The organism is Helicobacter sp. 11-8110 (assembly GCF_003288905.1).
GTDB classification, from domain to species: Bacteria; Campylobacterota; Campylobacteria; order Campylobacterales; family Helicobacteraceae; genus Helicobacter_D; species Helicobacter_D colisuis.
Map to the genome: position 1 here is coordinate 38221 of NZ_NHYL01000006.1, position 22356 is coordinate 60576.

Genomic DNA, 22356 nt, shown 5'->3' on the forward strand with positions numbered 1-22356 from the left:
ATTGTAATCAAAAAATCTTAAAATTAGGATATTTTGGCTTTTTTGCCAATGGATAAAACTAATCCAATCATAATGCTCGTTGAGAGCATAGAGCTACCTCCATAGCTTAAAAATGGGACGGCGATTCCTTTAATGGGAATTAATCCTGAAATCCCAAAAGCATTAATAAGAAAAGACAATCCTAAGATGATTCCAACTCCAGAACAAAATAAATAATACATTGTATTTTTACAGCGGTTTGCGATTCTTAAGATACGATAAATCATTACTAGAAAAATAAGACTAATAACAAATAAACCAATAAAGCCAATTTCTTCTGTGATACCTGCTAAAATGACATCGGTATGCACTTCGCTTAAAAAACCAAGTTTAATAAGCCCATTTCCTAATCCTTCTCCTATGATTCCACCATTAGCAATTGCATTAAGAGAATGTTGTATTTGATAGGGTTCAGGGAGATTTTCAACGCGCAGAGAATTAGCAATGGATTGTGGGAAGAAAGATAATATTAGATCTTGCGTTCCTGCCCACCACGCTTTAATACGCATAATGCGGTGCGCACTTGTAACAATCACCAAAATAAATAAAACAGACGCAAGGGCTAAAAGATTTGCAAAAAGCTTAAAAGAAGAACCTGCAAAAATCATCATCAAAGCTAAAGTAACACCAAGAAGAACAATTTGTCCTAGGTCATTTTGCAAAATAGCAATGAGATAAACAGCAATTAAAAATACAAAAACATAGGGTAAAAAGGTAATAAATTCTTCTTTGAGTGTTTTGGTCTCTATAAGAGAGAATTTACGCGAAAAACTCCAAGCCAAAAAGACAATAAAGCCGATTTTAAAAAATTCTACAGGCGCTAGAGAAAAAAGAGGGAATCTAATCCAGCGTTTTGCTCCACCAGCACTTGTAGCAAGACTTTCGGGGAGAAAATGCATAATAAACATTAAAAAGATTCCACCAAAAAATAAAATAAAGCCAAACTTTAAAACAAAGTTATCAGGATTGCAACGAGAAATACCCCATATTAAAAAAATCCCTAAGATTCCTGCAATAAGCTGTCTTATCATAAAATGGAATTCGCTGTAATCATAATATAAAACAGCAAAAGAGGAAAGTGAGTAAGAAAAGATTATGCTAATAGTAATGAGGCTTATGCTTAAAAAAAAGAGTGGCTTATCAACCATTGAGAATTTTTCCGATAATATCTGCTTTATTGGCACTCATAAGATGAATTTTGTGGTGGATTTTGCAAAGATGATTAAAAAGTTCTTGGCTTTTTTGTAGTCCCACTTCAAATTCTATTCCTTTTTGAAAAGCTTTTTCCATGGATTTTAAATAATCTTGTGGAACAAAAACACCCGGTAGTTTATTGTGTAAAAAAAGAGCGGTTTTATAAGAAGTAATAGGAAAGAATCCAAACATTAATATACAATGTGTGTTGTATTCTTGATTGATTTGGTTTATCCATTGGAGTAGCTCTTCTGCGATTTCAAGATCATAAATGGGTTGTGTAAAAATTGCTAAAGCACCATTTTGAATCTTTTCTTGCATTTTTTTATAGAGATTTTGTTTTTTATTAGCATAAGAATTTAGCACACTAAAGGGGTAAAAAGGTTTAAAATCGCCTTGTATTTGGTTGTTATTAATGTCTTTTGCGGTATTTAATTGACAGATGGTTTTAAGTAAAACATTGCTATTACCCTCAAAGATGCTTTTAGCTTGTGGCTGATTGCCATGTCTCATAGGATCACCGGTGAGTGCTAGGATTAATCGTAAATCAAGGCTGTTCATACCGATTAACTCGCTTTGGAGTGCTAGAGTGTTTCTATCTCTCATTGACATTGTTGTGATGCTTGGAATCTTAAAGGTATTTTGGAGTTTTAGACTTGCTAAAATCGCATTGTGTTTGAGTTTTGCAAGGGGAGAATCAGTGCAAACAAAGGCATTAATTTTGCTGGGGAGATTCTCTTTTTTTATTGTCTCAAAAAGCGCTTCTAGGGTAAAACTAGCTGGTGATGAAAATTCATATGTGAAGCATTTCTCATCGCTTCTTAGGGTTTTAATAAAAGTTTCAATCATATTCATTCACTAATAGCAAAAGCCTTGAAATTAAGGCTTTTATTGAATCCCAAGAATTTTGTTAATTGTTGTGTTCATCTTGGTCTCAAGATTATATCGCACATTATGCTCTTCGTGTTTGTTTTGCTGAATCTGCGCTTCTTTTTTGGCAATAGAGTGATAAAGATTTTGGATTTTGGCTTGATCTTTTTGAATCCTTGCTTCTTCTAAATCAAGCAAAAGCAAATCTTTTTCTAAGTGTAATTTATCATTAGTATTGCGATATTTTTCGGTTTGTTTGCGAAGATCTTGATGAAATTGGTATTGAATATTACGAATTTCTCTTTTTTGACTAAAGCTTGAATTGTGATAAAGTGTTTTGGTGATACCTTTTGGTGTTTTTAGTGTTTCTTTTGGTGGAAGTGCATAAACAAGAGAGGCAGTAAGCATTAAATGGGAAATAAAAAATAAAAAAATCTTTTGCATATAGCAACCCTCTTTTATAAAATTAATCTGAATTATAACATATTTGCATTGTTTTGAAATTGAATTTGCTATAATCCTGTGGTAAATTTAATTTTATAGGTTGGTGAATGTTTGGAATTGGAAAAAAACCTAGCGTGTTAGGTGGAACAATGATTATTGCAGGGACGGCAATTGGAGCTGGAATGTTAGCTTTGCCAACAATCTCTGCTGGAATGTGGATTTGGTGGTCTTTGGGGCTTATGGTGATTACTTGGCTTATGATGTTGCTTTCTTCTCAAGCCATTTTGGAAGTTAATCTCAATTATAATCCTGGTGCAAGTTTTCATACACTTGTGCATGATAATTTAGGGAAATTTTGGAATCTTGTAAATGGTTTGAGTGTAGCCTTTGTTTTATATATTTTACTCTATGCTTATGTTAGTGGTGGAGGTTCTATGGTAGTGCATACTTCTGTGGCATTGTTTGGATATGAGCCTCCCAAGTTTTTATCAGGATTGCTATTTGCAATTTTATTGAGTGGCTGTGTGTGGTGGAGCACTTATGCAGTTGATCGATTTTCAGTAGTGATGATTGGGGGTATGGTTATTACTTTTATTTTTGCGATGAGTGGAATGCTTGGGGAGGTTAAAACTTCTTTGCTTTTGGATTTGCAAAATGATGGAAGTAGTTATGGGATTTTTGTATTTGTGGCAGTTTCAACTTATTTAACTTCTTTTTGCTTCCATGCTTCGGTGCCAAGTTTGGTAAAATATTTTGGTAAAGACCCTGTTTCTATTAACAAATGCCTTATTTATGGGACATTGATTGCGCTTTTAGCCTATGTGATATGGATTGTTGCGTGTGATGGAAATATTATGCGAAGTGATTTTAAAGAAGTTATTGCAGCAGGTGGGAATGTTAGTCATCTTATTGAAGCAGCAAGTAGTAATCTTAATGGTAGTTTTTTATTAAGAATGCTTGATGCTTTTGCATTTTTAGCAGTAGCCACTTCATTTTTAGGGGCAGGACTTGGATTGTTTGATTATATGGCAGATTTGTGTGGATTTAATGATAGCAGAATAGGACGAACAAAAACAATGCTTGTTACTTTTGCACCACCTATTATTGCAGGAATGATTTATCCTGATGGATTTTTGCTTGCAATTGGTTGGGCAGGACTTGCTGCGACAATTTGGTCGGTGGTGATTCCTGCTTTACTCCTTAGAGCTTCGAGAAAAAGGATAGAAAATCAAGAAGTTAATTATCAAGTTAAAGGTGGTAATTTGACTATTTATGCACTTTTGATTTTTGGCTGTGTGGTAGGAATCTGCCATATTTTATTTGTGTTTAATGTTTTGCCAATGTATAAATAATGCTAAAAGAATTATTGCAAATTTTTCAATACCTTCAAAAATTCCATAAAGATAATCTTGAGGTTTTAAGAATCATCTTGGAATTTTTGTTGATCTCCAAAGATAAAAAATTCCTAAAGGGATTGATAGAGGGGGATAAAGAGCAAATTGACGAGAATCTTTCTGAAAATTTAAGGGGTTATGGGCTAGAAGCCTTTAGTGCAAATCCAAAGATTAATCGCAAAAAAATTTTAAAAGTATTATTAGATTATGAAATTACTCCAAAAGATTTGGAGAATTTTATTCAAGCTATTGTGATGCATAAGACAATTTTGGGGCTTTATGAATACGCTACTCCTATTGAAGTGAATCTCTTGGTTTGTAAGTTTTTGGATATTAAGAGTAATGAGAGCCTTTATAATCCCTGTTGTGGTTTAGGGAGTTTGCTATTTGGCGTGAGTGAGAGGAATTTTGATTATTATGGAGAGGATATTCAGCCAAAGATTCTTTATCTAGCTAAGATTTTATCGCTTTTTATAGGGTTTAAGCGGAGTTATTTGGAAGTGGCAGATATTTTTAAAGAATCTGCCTTTGGGGATTTGGTAGCAAACAAAGCTTTTTGTTATTTTCCCTTGGAGATGCCTTTAAATCTATGGAGTTTTAAAGATGATGATTTGGAGCCTTTTATTAAGAGTATCCCTGAGATTCCTTTTTTGGCTTATACGCTAAGGCATTTTAAGCAAAAAGGAGTTTTTATTGTTCGCTCTTTATTGTTGTATAAGGCTTATGGTAAGCGTTTAAGAAAGTTTTTAAGAGAAAAAAGGCTACTTGAGGGGGTGGTGGAGTTTCCTAAAAATATTTTTCCACACCAAATTGAAGAATTTTCATTGCTTATTTTATCAAAACAAGAGAACAAGAAAGTCTTTTTTGTTGATGCTCAAAAGTTCTATCTCAAAGAGGGCAAGTATAATAGGCTAACTAATATTGATAGGATTTATGATAAATATCTTAGCAAGCAAGATTCTGATATTTCTAGGTTGGTTGATTATGAATCTCTTGATGATGGGAACTTTAAAGCCTCCTATTACACGCAAAAAAAAGATGTTTGCGATTCTGCGTTGCTTAGTGAATTTTTGGAGTGTATTTATAGAGGGCAGAGGGTTGAAGCAAAAAAAGATGGGGTTTTGGTGGATTGCTATAATGCGGGAATTAAGGATTTTGAAGAATATGGCTTTAGTGAGAGATTTTTGGAATTTTCTCCCAAAAGCGATCAGAAGCGAATCGAAAAACTTAGAATTCAAGCTTATGATATTTTGCTCTCTATACGAGGAGTTTCACCCAAAGTAGCAATTATTGGAGAAAGAATAGGAGAGAAAAGGATTTTGCCTAATGCAGGAATCTTGGTTTTGCGTCCCAAAAGCAGAGAGATTGCAGAGGCTTTGTATGTATATTTTTTATCTCCAAAAGGATTTTTGGCGCTAAGTGAGATTTATCAAAAAAATCAAGATCGCATTGGAGAAGAGCAAATAATGAATCTTTTATTGCCAAGTGGTTTTTTGGAATATCAAAAGTGCTTTGATTTATTGCTAAAAGAGGGTGAGCAAATTAAAGAGCACCAAAGAGCAATAAAGACATTGCTTGATTTTTAAAAAACAAATGGAATTAACTTAAAAAAAAAGAATCACAAGATTATGGAATCTTGTGAATTATATTAAAAAACTAGCAATTAATGCACCAATATAAGAGACAATATAGGCAGTAATAGTTGTTAATAAAAAGAGATAAACAATATATTTAAATCCGCCTGCTTCCTTTCCAAAAACCACACTTGCAGCAAGGCAAGGATTATAAATCATAATAAATAAAATATAAGCAATAGCAACTTTTAAAGGAATGACTGCTTTGATAGTTTCCATTAAAGTAACGCTACTTTCATCAACTTCTGCACCTAAGGAATATAAAACTCCCATAGTGGAAATGATAACTTCTTTAGCCGCAAGTCCGCTAAGCAAAGCAACACTCATTTTCCAATCAAATCCTAGAGGCGCAAAGATTGGTTCAATGAGTTGTCCGGTTTTGCCTAAATAACTATTTTCAATAAGCTGTTCTTGCAAGGTAAATTCTAAAGCCTCTTTTTCTTCTTGAGTATTAGCTTGTTCTATTTTTTGAGCATAGATAGCTTGGGTGTCTTCTTGGAGTGGGAAAGTGCTAGCAAACCAAATAAGAATCGTGGCTGCTAAAATGAAAGTTCCTGCTTTTTTGAGATACATTTTTGCTTTGTTATAGACAGAAAACCATACAAGATTCCAGTTTGGGATTCGATATTTTGGCATTTCCATTACAAAGGGTTCATCGGGTCCTTTAAAGACGCTAAGGCGTAAGATTTTTGCCATAATTAATCCAAATAAAGCCCCTAAAATGTAGATTCCAAAGAGCCAATTTCCTGCTTGTTCTGCGGGGAAAAATGCCCCTACAAAAAGCACATAAACAGGTAATCTAGCACCACAACTCATAAAATTGACAATAAAAAGAGTGAGTAATCTATCTTTGCGGCTTTTGAGTGTTCTTGTAGCCATAAAAGCAGGCACCGAACAACCAAAGCCTGTAACAAGCGGTATAAAGCTTTTTCCGTGTAAGCCAAATTTGTGGAAGAATCCATCAAGTAAAAAAGCGACACGAGACATATAGCCTGTTGTCTCTAAAAGGGCGATTCCAAAAAATAAAATGATAATGTTAGGCAAAAATAAGATAACTGCACCCACTCCGCCTATAACTCCATCAGCCAATAAAGAAGCAATGTGTTCATTAGCAATATTTTCTTTAATGCTATCGCCAATTCCAATAAAGAAGGATTCGATATAATCCATAGGAATTGCACCTAGCGTAAAGGTGAGCTGAAAAAGTAGCCACATAAGAGCCAAAAATATAGGGATTCCAGCGTATTTATTGATAAGAATTTTGTCAATTTTTTTGGTGTAGTTTGGCAGAATTTTGTTTTCGTATTTAAGCGTTTCGGTTACTAAGCCATTTACAAAAGCATTTAAATCATCAATAAAAATATCGCTACTTGATTTGGTATTGTAGATAATATAGAGATTATTAAGAGATTCTTGTAGAAGTGGAGAGATTTCCATCCAAATGGGTTTTTCGTGCAAGAATTTAAAGAGTTTTTCATCTTGCTTGAGAAGCAAAATGGCAATTTGTCGATTAGTGAGATTTAGTGATTGAATATTTCTATCATTTTTGCTATTTAAAAATTCTTCAAGCCTAAGAATCTCAGTTTCAATTTCATTGCTATATACGCGTTTGTTTGATGAAGTGTTTTGCGTGTGTGTTTGAAGTGCCAAAAAGAGAAGTAATCTAAGATTTTCTTTGGTCTTAGCAGAGATTTTTAGGCAAGGGATTCCTAAGAGATTGCCAAGTTCTTTATGATTGATTTGCACCCCTTCTTTTTCCGCTTCATCGCTCATATTAAGTGCTAGAATCATTTTCTTTTGGAGTTCTAGTAGCTGTGTGGTGAGTAGTAGATTGCGTTCAAGATTGGTTGAATCAACTACATTGACAATCAAATCATATTCTCCATTGTCAATAAAGTCTTTAGTGATTTTTTCTTCTTCGGAATAACCATAAAGCGAATAAGTCCCAGGTAAATCGATGATTTCTAATTCATAGTCTTTGTAAGTGGTTTTGGCGTGAGCTTTTTCTATGGTTACGCCTGTGAAATTTCCAACTTTCATATTTGAGTGGCACAGGGCATTGATTAATAAGCTTTTGCCGACATTGGGCTGCCCTACAAGAGCGATTTTGATACTTTTTTTATCCATTGATATTTCCTACTTTGATTGCTTTTGCTTCTTCTGCGCGCAAGATAATGCAGCTTCTATCAAGCTCTACTAGGATTGTAGAGCCACCTAATGAAGTTTCTAGTTTTTTGATTTTTTTGGATTTACAAATACCAAGACTGAAAAATCTATCTTTAAGCTGTGCATCAACATCTAATTCTGTGATGATTGCACTTTCACCATCTTTTAAATCTTCAATTGTCATAAGATGTCCCTTAAGAATTAGTTTAATTTGTATTGTAGTCTTAATACTCTTAGAGTAATATTAATATTGATTATCATTTATAATAGAGTGAGTAAAGATTTTATAAAAGCAAAAAAGTTAGGGTAGAATAGGGTAAAGGGTGGATTTGTAAGTGTGAAACTTTTGGAATCTGTCTTTTGTGGTTAGGCATTGCTAGTTCCTATCATTTTTTCATGATGTTCAAGATGTCCTAAATATTCAAATACTTTTTTAAACGCTTCAAAAAACATATCAATATCAATTTCTTTTGTATCTGATATATTTGTTTGATCAGTGTGTGATTCCCTGCTCATATATCTATAAAAAGCTTTATATTGTATGCCATCTGTAAAATATTGATCAATAACATTTTGCAATTTTTTTGCATATACAAAACCCACAAAATTTTCTAAAATATTTCTCATTGCATTAGGTATTATTGCCTTATGTGCTGTTTTGTTCTTGTATTCTTTTAATATTTGCCAATAAGCTTGATAATCATTTAAAATTTCATCTCTTTTTAAGGTGTTAATACAAGAATAATTATTTTGATTTTTAAATATTCTAAATGAAGCAATATTCTTCCTGCAATCTTCTTTACTGATAATTGTAAAAAATTCATGATAAAAATATAAATTATGTGTAAAAATAAAAATTTGTTTATATGAATTATTATTAAAGAAAGTATTTTTTATAAGTTGAGCTACATCATAAACATAATTAAATGAAAGACTAGAAATAGGATCATCAATCACGATAATTTTATCTAGAATTGCTTCATTTTTTTCTTTTTTGCCTTGACAGAGTTGCAAAAAATACAAAAATGAAATTAAAGTTTTCTCACCTTCACTTAAGGTTTTAAAACTAGGCTTATTCTCTCCTTCTCTTGTGATAATATATTCTTGCTTTTCATCATCTTGGATTTTAATGCAAAAACTTAAAATTCCTAAATCTTTTAAATAGTTATTTATCTTATCAACTGCTTTTTGAATGTTAATTGTTTTTTCTTGTTCATCTTTTAAGGCATTTTCTATATTTTGTATATTGTTTTTGATAGTTTCATTTTCTCTTTCTACAGCTTGTTTATTTATTTCTTTATCTTTCTTGTCTTTTTTATATTTTTCTATAATCTCTTTTTTCTCAAAAATCACAAATTCCCAAAAAGATTTTTCTAATTTTTCTAACTCAATTTTTTTGTTATTTAACTTAGTATTAAAGTCTATAATTTTTTGTTGTATTTGTTTAATGTAATTATTTAAATTTTGAAATACTTCTTCGGTTTTTTCTAATTCTATTTTTTTGCCAGGCTCTTTAATTTTTTCTTGAATTTTTCTAATATTTTCTTCAAGTTTTGATTTTACTTGAGAATATAATTTTTCAAATTCAAAATCTTTATTATCTAAAATATCTCCTCTGTAAAAAATCTCTATACTTGGTATATTTGAAAATAATTTTTCATAATCGTTGTTTAATTTTTTAATTTCTTGGATTTTTTCTTCGTATGTTTTATCAAAATAATTCTCTAAATAGTTTTTAAATTCTTGAGTGATTGTGTTATTTTGACAAAATGGACAAGTTTGAGAATCTTGTAAAATATACTTATCAAAACCTTCTTTTACCCAATCTCCATTTCCTAGCTTTTTTATTAAATCTGCAATAATAATATTTTCATTGCCTACTATTGTTTCATTAAATATTGAGTTATCTTCTATATTTGTAAATTCTACATTTGAGATTTCATGAATATTTTCTAATCTAGCTTGTGATGTATCGGTAAGAATGTTATATTGTTTCTTTAATTCTTCTAAATTGCTATTTTGTTGCAATAGATTAGGGGATAAAACTTCTTCTATTTTTGGTTCTATAAACTTAAGAAAACTTTCTTTGTTTCCCATTTTTCCTTCAAAAAAATCTTTAAAATTATCGCTATGATTTTGCTTGATTTTCCAAACACTATCCCTAAAATCACTTTCTATTTTTGTAATTCCTTCTTGCTTTTCTTCTAATTCTCCTTTAATTTTATCTTGACGAGATTTTAACTCCATTAATTCTTTTTGTAAATTTTCAATTTCTTGTTTTACACTTATATTTTCTTCAGAGAGTGTAAAAATTCCCTGTTGTTTGTCTGTATCATAAAAGTTTTTTTCAATAAAATCTTGATTATAAACCAAAATTTCTTCATTACTTAAACCTTTTATATTGCAATCTTTAAAATTTTCATCTTCTTGATTTGCTAAAAATTTAGATATTTGTGTTTTTCCTGCTCCATTTAAACCATAAATCAAATTAATGCGTTTATTTGTTTCTAGGATTGTTTCATCTTTATAACTCGCTACATTTTTCATAGAAATTTTAGTAATCATTTTCTCCCCCTTATCATTATTTCCGCTTACACAAACTTTATTTTTGCAATCTCTCTTTCAATCTCCAAGCTTTTATGCAAAGTTTGGATAATTTTTTGAAAATACTCAAAGTTGATTTCTTCGTCTTTGTGGCTTTTTAGGTATTTATCCAACACTTGATACCCTCCGATTTTATACTCCCATACACTAGAATCCACTTTGTCAAAATATAGGCTTTTTGTTTATAAAAAGCTCTTTTGTCTCTTTAGCATAAGTGATTGCAGAGATTTTTAAATCCTTGTTTGCAGTATCTTTATAAAGTGGCTCTCCAATAGGTGGTAAATCCTGCTCTTTTAGTAAATGTAGTGTGATTAGACTATTTCCCAAAGCACTAAGCTGTAAAAATAGCTCTTTAGATTCTACAAAGGGGATTTTTGGAAAATCCACTTTCAAAAAGTCGATGTATTTTTCTCTATAGTCTTTATGAAAAAGCAGGGCATAGAGATAGCCTAGTATCGTTTCGGGGCTAAAATGCTCTTTGTATTTAGAATCTATAAACTCCCTAAAGCTTGGCGTGAAGTTTTCTATCCATTTTATGGAATCTAAGTCTGCAGATTCTGTGTTTTTAATATAAAGAGGCATTATGGTGTTTGCTCCATTGCTTCCAGAAGCAATAGCTTGGTCTGCAATATTGTTTATACAAAAGCAATGATTCCACTCTTGTTGTGAATCTTTTAATTGTCTAATGGGTGTTATGGCTAGATTCTCGCCTTTTAAAAAGTGTTGCATAACCTCTCCTCTAGGCATACAATGAAAACCTTTTGATTTTCCTGTGTAATAAGTCCAGCGTATATCAAATGGGCGATAATGAATTTTTACATAATTTTGCAGGTTATTCCCAGTTGCTTGTAATTCTTTTTGTGCATATTCTACTTTCCAATCCCTAGAATCTTGTCCTAAATTAAACTCTTTTCTTGCATTCTCTATATCTAATGATAAAAACTTTTTAATTCTTTCTTTGAAATTTTCCAAAGATTCAAAACTATCAGAATCTGACATTACAAATTTATCTCTACCACCAACAACCCCCACACTTGAGATTTTAAACATATCTTTTATACTATAGCCCTTGTCATATTCTATGCGTAAATTCTCATCTTGGGGGATAAAGAGATAAAAAGGCTCTTGTGGTGTTAGCTCTTTCCACTCTATAGAATCTAGGGTATGCTCATAGAGAAAATTATATTTTTCTTTTCTCTTACCATAAATTTCAGCGTGGTAGAGTTTGGCTAAATCTTTAGAATCTTGTGTTGTTTTTACAAAAATATTGATAGAAACGCCTTGCATAATGTCAAAAACATTATCATCTTTATCACCACTTGGTGTGGTTTCTTTCTTACGCGTATTGCCGTGCAAATCAAGGATATAAATCTTATCAAAGCTTTGCAATAAATGGTATCTCATACCCCTAAAAGTGGGATTATCTAAAAAACTATTATTAGAGATAAAAGCAAAGATTCCGCTGCCTTGATGTTGAATTTTAGATTCTGCAAAGCGGATAAATTTCACATAATCATCAAGTAGCCATTTGGGATTTTTCTCATTTTGGAGTTTGTGTCGCTCAAGTATGCTTTTAAAGGTTTTTGCATTGTCCTTGCTTTTGTTTGTAAAATAGCGTTGCAAGGCTTCTTGCTCTGCTTTTGTAAGACTAGCTAGTTTTGGCTCTAATCCGTAGCTAATTCTAATCTCATCTTCATAAAGCCCTTTATTACTACTGGCGCCGCTATAGGGTGGATTGCCTGTGATGATTAGGATTTCTTGCTCTTTTAGCTTTTGGGCTTTTTTGAATTCCTCTGTAAGCTCTATCATACCTGCAAAGAGATTGCTTTGCTTGTCTAGCTCATCTTTTTCTTTACTAAAATAAAGCGTGTTTGTAAGGGTGATGTTTAGGCTTTCACTATCCTCTAGCTCTGTGTCAAACTCTTCTTTTAGGCTTTGGGAGATTTTTAGATGTGCGATAGTATAAGGAGCGATTAAAAACTCAAATCCATAGAATCTATCAATCAAGGCTTTTGGATTATATTTTGGGCTGTTTTTATTGCTCTCTTTTAGGGCTTTTCTAAAGGATTCCAGCAAGAATGTCCCTGTGCCTGTGGCAAAGTCTAGGAGTGTGATAGTTTTATCACTCATTGCTTGATTTAATCCTGTTTTACTAAAATCTTTTTGTAGTGTCAAATCTATGGCATTGATGATAAAGCTTACCACTGAAGCGGGGGTATAATACACGCCCCTAATCTCTCTAAGCTTAGGGTCATAACTCGCTAGAAAAGTCTCATAAAAATGCAAATAAGGGTCTTTATGCAGAGAATCTCCTAATAAATCTTTTTGTGAGATTTTATTAAGCTCTTTTATCATTTCGCTTATATCTATGTGATTGATGATAGAGATGATTTCTTCTATAAGCCATTTGATAGAATCTAGCTCCTCTAGGTTGTCCAAAAATCCGCTCATTGCTCTAATAAGTGGGAAAGATTTTGGGATAAATTTTTTGGCATTGCTTAGATTGATATTTTCTTGTGTGGTATTGTTTAGGCGTGAGAGAAAGAGGCTATAAGTAAGCGTTTGAGCAAAGCTATCACAAAAGTTTTGATATTCTAACTCTTTGTATAAAACTTCTCTAAAGGTATTAAAAAGGCTTAGTAAGTATTGATTTGTATCATTTGAGCGCAATTCATCTTTTAAGATTTTTGTCCTTAGGGCTAGGGCATCGGCGAAGTCCTTGGCATTTGCTATGGGTTTTGGATTTTTGGAGAAAAAGAGAGTGAAAAACTCTAAGAGTTCTTGTGCTTTATCTTGCAAATACGCATTATCTTTGGTGATAGTTTTTAGCTGTGAGTATTCACAAAGTCTAAGCTCTTTTAGAATGATGGGGTTATTTTTATTATCAAGCCCTATGAGACAAAACCGCAGATAATCTGTGAGTATGAGATTTGAAGAGAGGTCTAGATATTTTTTGATTTGTTGTGTTTGGAGAATCTTATTGAGATCTTCATTGATGCGTTTATTTTCAATATATCCAAGTATGAGAGAATCTTTTGTGATGAGAAAATCTGGCGCACCTCTGCCTTCTTTGTCATTGTTTGGCTCGTGGATGATTTTTATATTTGTAGATGCTGCTTTTTCTTGAATCTTTATCAAAAGCGTATGCAAAAATGTGCGATAAGTGTGTTCTTTGTCTCCCTGATTTATATCTTTTATTTGCTGTAGATATTCCGCCAAAATTTCTTGCATACTCTTTCCTTGATTTATATTTCTAAGCCCCACTATCACCGCATAGCAATATTGTATTTTAAAGTCTTTAAAATCCCTCAATCATTTTATGCTTTTGACTTTTAGGCTATCACTCCCACTCAATCGTTCCCGGGGGTTTAGAAGTAATGTCATATACGACGCGGTTTATGCCCTCTACTTCATTAATGATACGATTAGACACAGATTCTAAAAATTCGTGAGGCAAATGCGAAAAAGTTGCTGTCATTCCATCAAGCGCTTCTACCGCACGCACACAAATTGTATTATCATAAGTGCGGTTATCGCCCATTACCCCCACGCTTTTGACATTCAAAAGCACGCAAAACGCTTGCCATACGCTATCATATAGATTCCACTTATGCAACTCTTCTATAAAAATGCAATCCGCTTCTTTCAAAAGATCCAAATCCGCTTGATTGACTTCTCCCATAATGCGGATTGCAAGTCCTGGTCCTGGGAATGGGTGACGCATAAGCATAGATTCTGGCATACCAAGCTCTCGCCCCAAAGCCCTCACCTCATCTTTAAAAAGCTCTCTTAAAGGCTCGATTAGCTCAAATTTCATCCATTCAGGCAACCCGCCGACATTATGATGAGATTTTATCGTTTTGCTTGGTCCTTTCACGCTCACAGATTCAATCACATCAGGATACAGCGTGCCTTGTGCGAGGAATTTTATCTCGCCATTGGCATTGTGCGCTCTAGCCTCACGCTCAAACACCTTGATAAAAGTCTCACCGATGATTTTACGCTTACTCTCAGGATCTCGCACACCTTTAAGCAATCCCAAAAACTCTTCACTTGCATCAATGGTGATAAGTGGCACACGCAAGTTTTCCCTAAACATTTTCTCCACGGCTTCTCTCTCGCCTTTGCGTAAAAGCCCCGTATCCACAAAAATAGGGATAAGATTTTCCCCAATAGCACGATAAAGCAATGTGGCTACGACACTAGAATCCACTCCACCACTCACGGCACAAAGCACCTTGTGAGGTTTGGCTTTATCTGTGTGCCCAAATGCACAGCTTGTCAAATGATCGCACACAAGCCCCACAGACTGCATAAAGGCATAAATCCCTGTGCTTCCTACAAAGCTAAAGCCTCGCTTTTTGAGATCATTTGCGATTGTGTCAGAAAGTGGTGTATGTGTGGGAATCTCCTCCAAACTCTCAAAATGATTGATAATTGGTGTATTATCTACATAATCCCAAAGAAACTTCGCAAAGCTCCCAAACTCACGCTCAATCTCTAAGAATCTTTTGGCATTGTTGATAGCAGATTCTATCTTAGCACGATTGCGGATAATACCTGGATTTTCCATAAGTTCTTGTATCTTTGCCTCATCATAAGTGGCTACAATATGAGGATCAAAGGCATCAAAGGCTGCCCTAAAAGCCTCGCGTTTTTTAAGTATCGTGATCCACGAAAGCCCTGCTTGCATACCCTCTAGCACAAGTTGCTCAAAAAGTCGCTTGTCATCATGCTGTGGAATGCCCCACTCAAAATCGTGATAATCTTGATAAAGCTTTTGTGTGGCTTTATCAGAGGCATTATACCCTTGATAAATCCAACCACATCGTTGTAGTGGCGCTGTATTCGTCGCTACACAATCCAAACCTAACTCCACCATATCACCACATACCGCACCTTTTTCAAAACCAAGTTCGCTAAAAACCTTTAGCCCTTTTTTGTCGTGTGTATCCCATTGTGTGTGGAAGCTCTGTGTATTTTGAAATTGCATAAGCGTATCCAAAAAAGATTGCGTTACTTCTTTTTGTGTTAGATTTCTATCGATGATATAACACTCAAAATTGCACCGATAGCCACTTGTATCCTCTACATACACGCAAAAGCCAAAGGCACTTACATTTCCTACATCATCTTTTCTGGCAAAAAAATGCTCTGAATTATGAATGCGTTGTTTTAGCGTCGTGGCAATATGCTCTAATAATTTTGCTCCCATAAATCCGTGTGCTTTTGTGAAGCTCTCTTGCCATAGGGCAAAAATTTGCTCTTGTTGCGCGCGATCCTCGGTGCGTTGGAATGTGGGTGTTTGGGATAGTATCCCTGTGATTTTACGAATCTTATCTATCTCATAGGTGATAAAATTTTTCATATTCCAGCTTGTATCTGCTCTGCAAATACTCACCGCGAAATTTTTGAGAATCTCCCCACCACACTCGCTATGCACGACTTCAGGGTGAAACTGCAAAGCATAGATTTGACGCTTTGTGTCTGCTATGGCACAATAATGCGTATTGCCACTTTTGGCTAATTCACTAAAGCCTTGCGGGATTTTTTCTACCTTATCAGCGTGACTCATCCACACAACAGAATTATTTTTGACATTTGCAAAAAGTGCTGTATCAGTAGCTAAAATCTCTAATTGTGCCTTGCCAAACTCCTGCTCTTTGGCTCGCACCACCGCACCGCCAAAATGATACGCGATATATTGCATACCATAACAAATCCCAAGCACAGGAATGCCAAGCTCAAAGACTTTGTTATCAGGCTTATATGCCCCCTCTTCATACACACTAGCAGGACCACCGCTTAAAATAATGCCCTTAGGATTCTTAGCCTTGATAGAATCTATACTTTCAAAATAAGGCACAATCTCGGTATAAACGCCAAACTCCCGAAGTCTCCTAGCGATAAGCTGTGTGTATTGACTCCCAAAGTCAAGCACTAACATTTCAACATTATTCATTTTCTTTCCTTACTTAGTCTAAATATATGGTGTTTTTGAGATATTTTTCTAGGGCTTCTTCCTCGAGCACCTTGTTAGGTTTTGATGTGGGGTATTATATTGTATTTTTACTTAAAGGAGTGTGTGATAGACAACACTCACACACTCTCTTAAAATAGTCTAATATCTATTCCTCAAAGCCCACTTGACAAGCAAAACTAATACGGGCACTTCTACAAGTGGTCCGATAATCGCCCCAAAGCTTTGTGGAGATGCAATCCCAAAGCTTGCGATACAAATCGCAATTGCAAGCTCAAAATTATTACCACTTGCGCTAAAAGAGATAGAACAAGTCTTTTCATAGTTGATTTTGTTTTTGCGTGAAATAAACCAAGAAAAGAAAAACATACATACAAAATACAAAATCAAAGGCAAGGCAATTTTTAATGTATCTAATGGCAAAGTAAAGATAGCATCAGATTTATAAGAGCACATCATTAAAATTGTAAAAAGTAGGGTAATAAGCGTTAGCGGACTAATGAATGGAAGGAATTTTGTTTCATACCAAGAAGCTCCCTTTGTCTTTAGCAAAACAAAACGGCTTAAAAATCCTAACATAAAAGGGATACCAAGATAAATAAAGACATTCTTGCTAATCGCGCTAATGCTAATATCTATACTAGAATTTTCCATTTTTATGCCAAGTATTGAGGGTAAAAAGTCAAGATAAAAATATGCCAAGATTCCAAAAAATAGGATTTGAAACACACTATTAAAAGCCACAAGCGCACTTGTATATTCTCTATTTGCCTTTGCTAGATCGCTCCATACCACAACCATTGCTACACATCTAGCAAGCCCGATAATAATCACACCTTGCATATATTCTGGATAATCTCTCAAAAAGATATAAGCCAAAATAAACATCAAAGTAGGACCAACAATCCAATTTAAAAAAAGTGAAAAAGCTAGAATCTTCTTATCATCAAAGACTTGTAACATTTTGGCATATTCTACCTTTGCAAGAGGGGGATACATCATTATGATAAGACAAGCAACCAAAAGCATATTTAGTGAGTTGTATTCAAAAATCGCCCAAAAATTATTGATATTTGGAACAAGATAGCCAAGTAATAAGCCCGCAGCCATTGCCAGAAAAATCCAAAGACTAAGAAATCTATCTACTATACCTAACATACAAAACCTTTGAGTGAATTTGTCTTGATAGCGTGTAGAAGTGCATCAAGCTTAGAATCTAGTGTTTTTATAATTTGTTTAAAAGTCTCATCATCGCTTCCACTTGGATCCATTAGGGCAAAATCAAAAAAATATTCTGCCTTAAGGCTTGGACAAGCGACATTGCACCCCATGCTTACAGCAATATTTATATCTTTTGGCAAGGCTTCAATAAGCTTTGCATAATGATCTTTCATATCAATTTGATAAAGTTCATGAATTAGTCTTATGGCCTGAGGATTTACTCCTTTTGAAGTATCACTTCCCGCAGAAAAAATCTCTAGATCTAATCCTAGTTTCTTTGCTTTGTACTTGGCTAAAGCCTCCGCCATTTGAGAGCGACAACTATTATGCACACAAATAAATGCAATTTTCATTATATTTCCTTATTGCAAGTAATTTTTTGCAATGGCGGTAATGATAATTGAAGTTCTTGTATAGCCTTTAGGCATTCTATGTGAAATATAGAAAGATTCTCATTAATGCCATAATATGCCCAAGTGCCTTTGCGTTTGACATATAAAAATCCACAATCTTTTAGAATCTTTAAGTGTCTTGAAAGGCGAGATTGCTTTAAGTCAAGTGCGTTTTGTAAATCACAGACGCAAAGCTCACCATGATTTTGTAAAAATGCCAAAATTATTACACGAGTTTCATCATTAAGAGCACCTATGAGATTAAGAAAAGCATTCATTTTGTCCATCTTATCACCTTTATATAAGATACATAATGCCACCAAAACCTATGGCAATAAAAAGAATTAAACTAACAAAAATTGCTAGGAATCTCATTGTAAATATACTTTGTAAAAGAATAAGTTCAGGCAAAGAGCATCCAGCACCAGCTATCAAAAAACTAAAGATTATGCCTTCATGCACACCCACTCCAAGCAAAGCCAAACCAATGGGAATAGTAGCTTCCACTCTAATATATAGCAAGACTCCAATAAATGCCGCAAAAACCACACCCAAAAAGCCAAAATTACTTAAGTGATTTTGGATAAATTCTTGTGGCACAAATCCATGAATACAAGCTCCTATGCCCATACCTATGGCAATATATGGAATGAGTTTCTTATAATCTTTTAGGCTTTGATAAAAGAGGTTTTTGATAGATATATTCTTTGTGTTTTCACAGCAATTTTGGCTTGAAGTTTCATTGTTACAACAACTCCCTGCTTGTAGCTTTATGGTGCTAAATGAAGTAAGCTTGGTAGGCTTATTAGAAGTAAAAATTGAAGGCTTTGTGTGTATAGAATCTTGCCTAAAATCTTGTTTTAACAATGTTGTTGTATCTAGGGTTTGTAGCAAAATTGAAATAATAAAAATTGCAACACAAAGGACAATAACATAGATTAGAGTGATTTTAAATCCAAAAGCTAAAAATAACATTACAACAATGATAGGATTAATAAGAGGCGAAGTAAAAAGATAAGCAATACAAACACCAAAAGCTACATTTGCCTTAAGCAATGCACGAAGCAAAGGTATAGTAGAACAAGAGCAAAAAGGTGTAAGAGCACCAAGCAAGATAGATTTGATATAGCTAGAATACGAATCTTTTTGCAAATGATTTTTGAATAGATTCTGATATTTTTGCTGGATTAGAGCTATAAGCATTTGCGCCGCAACAAAAAGAACAGACAATTCGACAAAATACAAACAAAAAAGTTTTATACTTTCTAAAAAACTTACTGACATAAATCAATCCTTTATTTAAAAATCAAAATATTATTATATCAAAATATATCAAAATATATCAATATATTAGAAATATAATCTAAGCTTAAATATTCAGCGATATAAGAATTGCACAATACGGCTACAAAAAAATCTACATACATTTCACAAATATCAAAATATCACAAAATATCACGGATATAATGAGCGTAATTTTTCATAAAGAAGTGAAGAAAAATCCTACAAAACAAGACTCAATACATTAAAGCTTAATGGGATAAATCTTGTGATGAAAATATCACGCATTTTTGGTTCTTGTGTTAGCCCATTACCAAGCAAAATTTTGTGCTTGTTGGGGCTTTGTTGTTAATAATTTTAATACAGATTCACAGGATAAGGATCTCTGTTATCTACCGTAAATCTCTGATGCCAATATGGATATGCCAATTTTGTTTGACTAGCCTTATCTAATCTTTTGATATGTTCTGCATCAAGTTGTAACTCGCTAGCTTGCAAATTTTCTTTTAATTGCTCAACTTTTGTAGCACCTATCACAAGGGAGCTAATTGTCGGTCTTGATAATACCCAAGCAAGTGCAATTTGTGCTATTGAATAACTAGTTTCTTTGCTAATAGATTCTAACTCATCTACAATATTTAATAAATGCTCTCTATCCATATCCCAAGCACCGCCTCTTCCTAATCTAGAATCATCGATGTTTTGCTTACTTCTTGTGATTTTGCCTGATAGCAGAGATCCACTCAAAGGACTCCAAACAAGTGTGCCTATTTTTTCTTCTATGCCAAGTGGCATTAACTCATTTTCAAATTCTCTCGCACCAAGTGAATAATACGCTTGATGCACCACGGGTCTTTGGAGATTATAGGCATCTGCAACACTTAGCATTTTCATCAAATGCCAACCTGAATAATTGCTCACCCCAAAATAGCGTATTTTGCCTGTTTTGACTAAGTCATTAAGTGTTTGCAAGGCTTCTATATGTGGAGTTCTTGCATCATAGCAATGTAAATGATACAAATCAATATAATCAGTTTGTAATCTCTGCAAACTCGCTTCAACACTTTGTAAAATCTTTGATCTTGAAGTGCCGATGTCATTTGGATTATCGCTCATCCACATACCTGTTTTTGTAGAGATAAAAACTTCAGATCTTTTGTAATCCTTAAGGGCTTGTCCCAAAATAATTTCAGAATCTCCAAGGGAATAACAATCCGCGGTATCAAAGGCATTAAACCCTAAATCCATACACACTTTAATCAAAGCCTTAGCCTCATCTACTTGAGTGCTACCCCATTTTTTGAAAAGCTCTGTGCTGCCTCCAAATGTCGCAGTTCCTAGCATCATATTTGGGATAACTTGCCCACTATTGCCTAAATATCTGTATTTCATACATATCTCCTATAACAAATAATTAAACTTGGCATTATACACACCACGCGATACATTTCAGCAAACCCTAGATTCAAAAATGCACTTGTGCAAGATGTCTAAAAACAACCCAAGAAAAACTCCAATAAAGAAATTTAACCAAGCTAGAGTGTTGTATGTATTCATTATTGGTTTTTGTGATAATTTGAAACAAGAATGTGATTTTACATTAAATTTTATTTAAATTAAAGGTTTGTAAGGATTTAGTGTTGATTTAAAGGGAATTAATAAAAAATTATTGCACTAATCCATAGTCCAAAAAGAGAAACTAGAAGAACGAAAAAAACAAGAATAAAAGCAAAAATTATGTATTGTAGGAGTGAAATTTTGATATTGTAGATTTTAAGTTTAAGCAAAAAGAGTAGGGTAGCAAGTGATCCTAAGGGTGTGAGTTTGGAGCCTATATTGCAGCCTAGTAAGTGCGCAAATGCAAGGGTTTGAGTGTGTAGTGAATTAAGTTCAAAAGATTGAAGTGTGAGATTACCTAAGAGCACCATAGGAAGATTATTTATAATGCTAGAACCAAGGCTTGAGAAGATTCCAACACTAAAGATTTGCATTAAAAGTGGTGCTAAGTCTATAGAATCAAAAATAATTTGCATAGTATCTAAAAAACCTGCATTTTTCACGCCAAAGACAACAACGAAAAGTCCAAAACTAAAAATCACCACAGAAAAAGGAGTTTCTTTTAATAAAGTTTTAACTTGAATTAAATCTAAAGCTTTTGCATAGATGAGTGCAATAAGGCTAATGCCAAATAAAAAGATATAGAGTTCTATGCCATAGTGTTGCCCAAGAGTGATGCCTATAAACAAAATAATGATTAAGATATAGCATAAAGCAAGAGTTATTTTGGAGGGCTTGTGGTTTGAATTTGGATTGGAATTGACATTATCACTAAGCGGAGTGTCTGGTTTAAAATGGAGAGTGTGTGGCAAGAATTGTCTAAAACAAATCCAAGCAATGATGATAAAGACAAATATTCCAAAAATTTGAGGTAGTGCCATCATCATAGCAAAGTGCAAAAAGCTGATTTTAAACATTTCTGCTGTGATAATATTAGTAAGATTAGAAATAATAAAGACATTAGAAGCAAAATCGCTAATAAAGCTAATAAGAAGCAAGAAAACCACAAGAGGCGAGAAAGAAGCAAAAAATTTTATTTTTGGGGTGATATGTTTTTGTTTGCTAAAGTCTATTTTGTTGAAAAGTGCTAATACAAGTGGAGTTAGCACTAAAATTGCTCCATCATTGGCAAAAACCATACTCACTATACTGCCTAAAATGATAAGCAATACAAAAAATTTCCAAGTTTGAATGCAATGTGTATTAGGAATGATATATGAAGCAAGATGAGAAAAGAATCCAAGCTTTTCAAAAGCAAGACTAAAAAGAATAAGTCCAATGAGTGCTAAAGTGCTGGGTTTGGTGATTTCCCAAACAAGTGCTATATTATCAAGACTAACTACATTTAAGCTATAAACACACATTGCGCCAAGTGTGCTAAAAACCCATATAGGCAACTTAAAGGGACGCATATAAATGCAAAATATTGTTGCTACAAAAATAATATAACCCATAATCTCACTTAAATTGATGTTGAAATTAATCTTAAATTATAACATACTTAAAATATTGATGTTACTAAAACATACATATTGGTTAAAAATAAGATAACTTTTATAGAACTTTATTAGTGTTCTTGC

Annotated in this window: 17 protein-coding genes and 1 pseudogene; 2 read left to right on the forward strand and 16 right to left on the reverse strand. The window is 33.5% G+C overall.

The window, feature by feature from the left end; translation table 11 throughout:
* Window positions 1–23 precede the first annotated feature (23 nt).
* Genes CCY98_RS06325 through CCY98_RS06335 form a run of 3 tightly spaced genes read right to left on the reverse strand, consistent with a single transcriptional unit; the run spans window position 24 to window position 2547 of the window.
* Window positions 24–1187: an FtsW/RodA/SpoVE family cell cycle protein gene (locus CCY98_RS06325; protein ID WP_112057725.1), complete on the reverse strand. Its 1164-nt coding sequence runs from the start codon at window positions 1185–1187 to the stop codon at window positions 24–26.
* Window positions 1180–2088, reverse strand: coding sequence for a methylenetetrahydrofolate reductase (locus tag CCY98_RS06330; protein WP_112057726.1), 909 nt, complete (start codon window positions 2086–2088; stop codon window positions 1180–1182). The genes CCY98_RS06325 and CCY98_RS06330 overlap by 8 nt, the downstream gene beginning before the upstream one ends.
* Before the next feature lie 33 nt (window positions 2089–2121).
* Window positions 2122–2547, reverse strand: a complete 426-nt coding sequence (locus CCY98_RS06335; protein ID WP_112057727.1) for a hypothetical protein — start codon at window positions 2545–2547, stop codon at window positions 2122–2124.
* Between the two features lie 107 nt (window positions 2548–2654).
* Here CCY98_RS06335 and CCY98_RS06340 point away from each other — a divergent pair, with 107 nt between their 5' ends.
* Both CCY98_RS06340 and CCY98_RS06345 read left to right on the forward strand, forming a co-directional pair.
* A complete protein-coding gene (locus tag CCY98_RS06340; RefSeq protein ID WP_112057728.1) occupies window positions 2655–3899 on the forward strand; it encodes an aromatic amino acid transport family protein in 1245 nt (414 codons plus the stop codon).
* Window positions 3899–5527 carry an N-6 DNA methylase gene (locus CCY98_RS06345; RefSeq protein ID WP_112057729.1) on the forward strand — a complete coding sequence of 543 codons (1629 nt, stop codon included), beginning with the start codon at window positions 3899–3901 and terminating at the stop codon, window positions 5525–5527. The genes CCY98_RS06340 and CCY98_RS06345 overlap by 1 nt, the downstream gene beginning before the upstream one ends.
* 57 nt (window positions 5528–5584) lie before the next feature.
* Here CCY98_RS06345 and feoB read toward each other — a convergent pair whose 3' ends face one another.
* The 13 genes and pseudogenes from feoB to CCY98_RS06400 all read right to left on the reverse strand — a co-directional run bounded on the left by feoB (window position 5585) and on the right by CCY98_RS06400 (window position 22230).
* Window positions 5585–7702, reverse strand: a complete 2118-nt coding sequence (gene feoB / locus CCY98_RS06350) for a ferrous iron transport protein B (RefSeq protein WP_112057730.1) — start codon at window positions 7700–7702, stop codon at window positions 5585–5587.
* A complete protein-coding gene (locus CCY98_RS06355) occupies window positions 7695–7925 on the reverse strand; it encodes a FeoA family protein (protein WP_112057731.1) in 231 nt (76 codons plus the stop codon). The genes feoB and CCY98_RS06355 overlap by 8 nt, the downstream gene beginning before the upstream one ends.
* Before the next feature lie 182 nt (window positions 7926–8107).
* Window positions 8108–10306 carry an AAA family ATPase gene (locus CCY98_RS06360; RefSeq protein ID WP_112057732.1) on the reverse strand — a complete coding sequence of 733 codons (2199 nt, stop codon included), beginning with the start codon at window positions 10304–10306 and terminating at the stop codon, window positions 8108–8110.
* A gap of 26 nt (window positions 10307–10332) precedes the next feature.
* The gene (locus CCY98_RS08650; RefSeq protein WP_258439533.1) at window positions 10333–10461 is read right to left on the reverse strand and encodes a hypothetical protein; all 129 of its coding nucleotides are present in this window, start codon (window positions 10459–10461) and stop codon (window positions 10333–10335) included.
* Window positions 10462–10507: 46 nt separating this feature from the next.
* Window positions 10508–13576 (reverse strand): type ISP restriction/modification enzyme, encoded by a 3069-nt coding sequence (locus CCY98_RS06365; protein ID WP_258439536.1) that lies wholly within the window; start codon window positions 13574–13576, stop codon window positions 10508–10510.
* A 109-nt stretch (window positions 13577–13685) separates the two neighbouring features.
* Window positions 13686–15227 (reverse strand): glutamine-hydrolyzing GMP synthase, encoded by a 1542-nt coding sequence (gene guaA, locus CCY98_RS08745; protein WP_343217650.1) that lies wholly within the window; start codon window positions 15225–15227, stop codon window positions 13686–13688.
* A gap of 435 nt (window positions 15228–15662) precedes the next feature.
* Window positions 15663–16307: pseudogene (gene guaA, locus CCY98_RS08530) on the reverse strand (glutamine-hydrolyzing GMP synthase); the annotation flags it as partial.
* A gap of 159 nt (window positions 16308–16466) precedes the next feature.
* On the reverse strand, window positions 16467–17483 hold the full coding sequence (arsB, locus tag CCY98_RS06375; protein ID WP_112057734.1) for an ACR3 family arsenite efflux transporter: 1017 nt from the start codon (window positions 17481–17483) through the stop codon (window positions 16467–16469).
* Window positions 17477–17899 (reverse strand): low molecular weight phosphatase family protein, encoded by a 423-nt coding sequence (locus CCY98_RS06380; RefSeq protein ID WP_034318335.1) that lies wholly within the window; start codon window positions 17897–17899, stop codon window positions 17477–17479. Before CCY98_RS06380 ends, arsB begins: the two co-directional genes overlap by 7 nt.
* Window positions 17899–18216, reverse strand: coding sequence for a metalloregulator ArsR/SmtB family transcription factor (locus CCY98_RS06385; protein WP_112057767.1), 318 nt, complete (start codon window positions 18214–18216; stop codon window positions 17899–17901). Before CCY98_RS06385 ends, CCY98_RS06380 begins: the two co-directional genes overlap by 1 nt.
* Window positions 18217–18235: 19 nt before the next feature.
* Window positions 18236–19222: a permease gene (locus CCY98_RS06390; protein WP_112057735.1), complete on the reverse strand. Its 987-nt coding sequence runs from the start codon at window positions 19220–19222 to the stop codon at window positions 18236–18238.
* Between the two features lie 354 nt (window positions 19223–19576).
* A complete protein-coding gene (locus tag CCY98_RS06395; protein ID WP_112057736.1) occupies window positions 19577–20611 on the reverse strand; it encodes an aldo/keto reductase in 1035 nt (344 codons plus the stop codon).
* Between the two features lie 263 nt (window positions 20612–20874).
* Complete coding sequence (locus tag CCY98_RS06400; RefSeq protein ID WP_112057737.1) at window positions 20875–22230, reverse strand: ArsB/NhaD family transporter; 1356 nt, start codon at window positions 22228–22230, stop codon at window positions 20875–20877.
* Window positions 22231–22356: the final 126 nt, after the last annotated feature.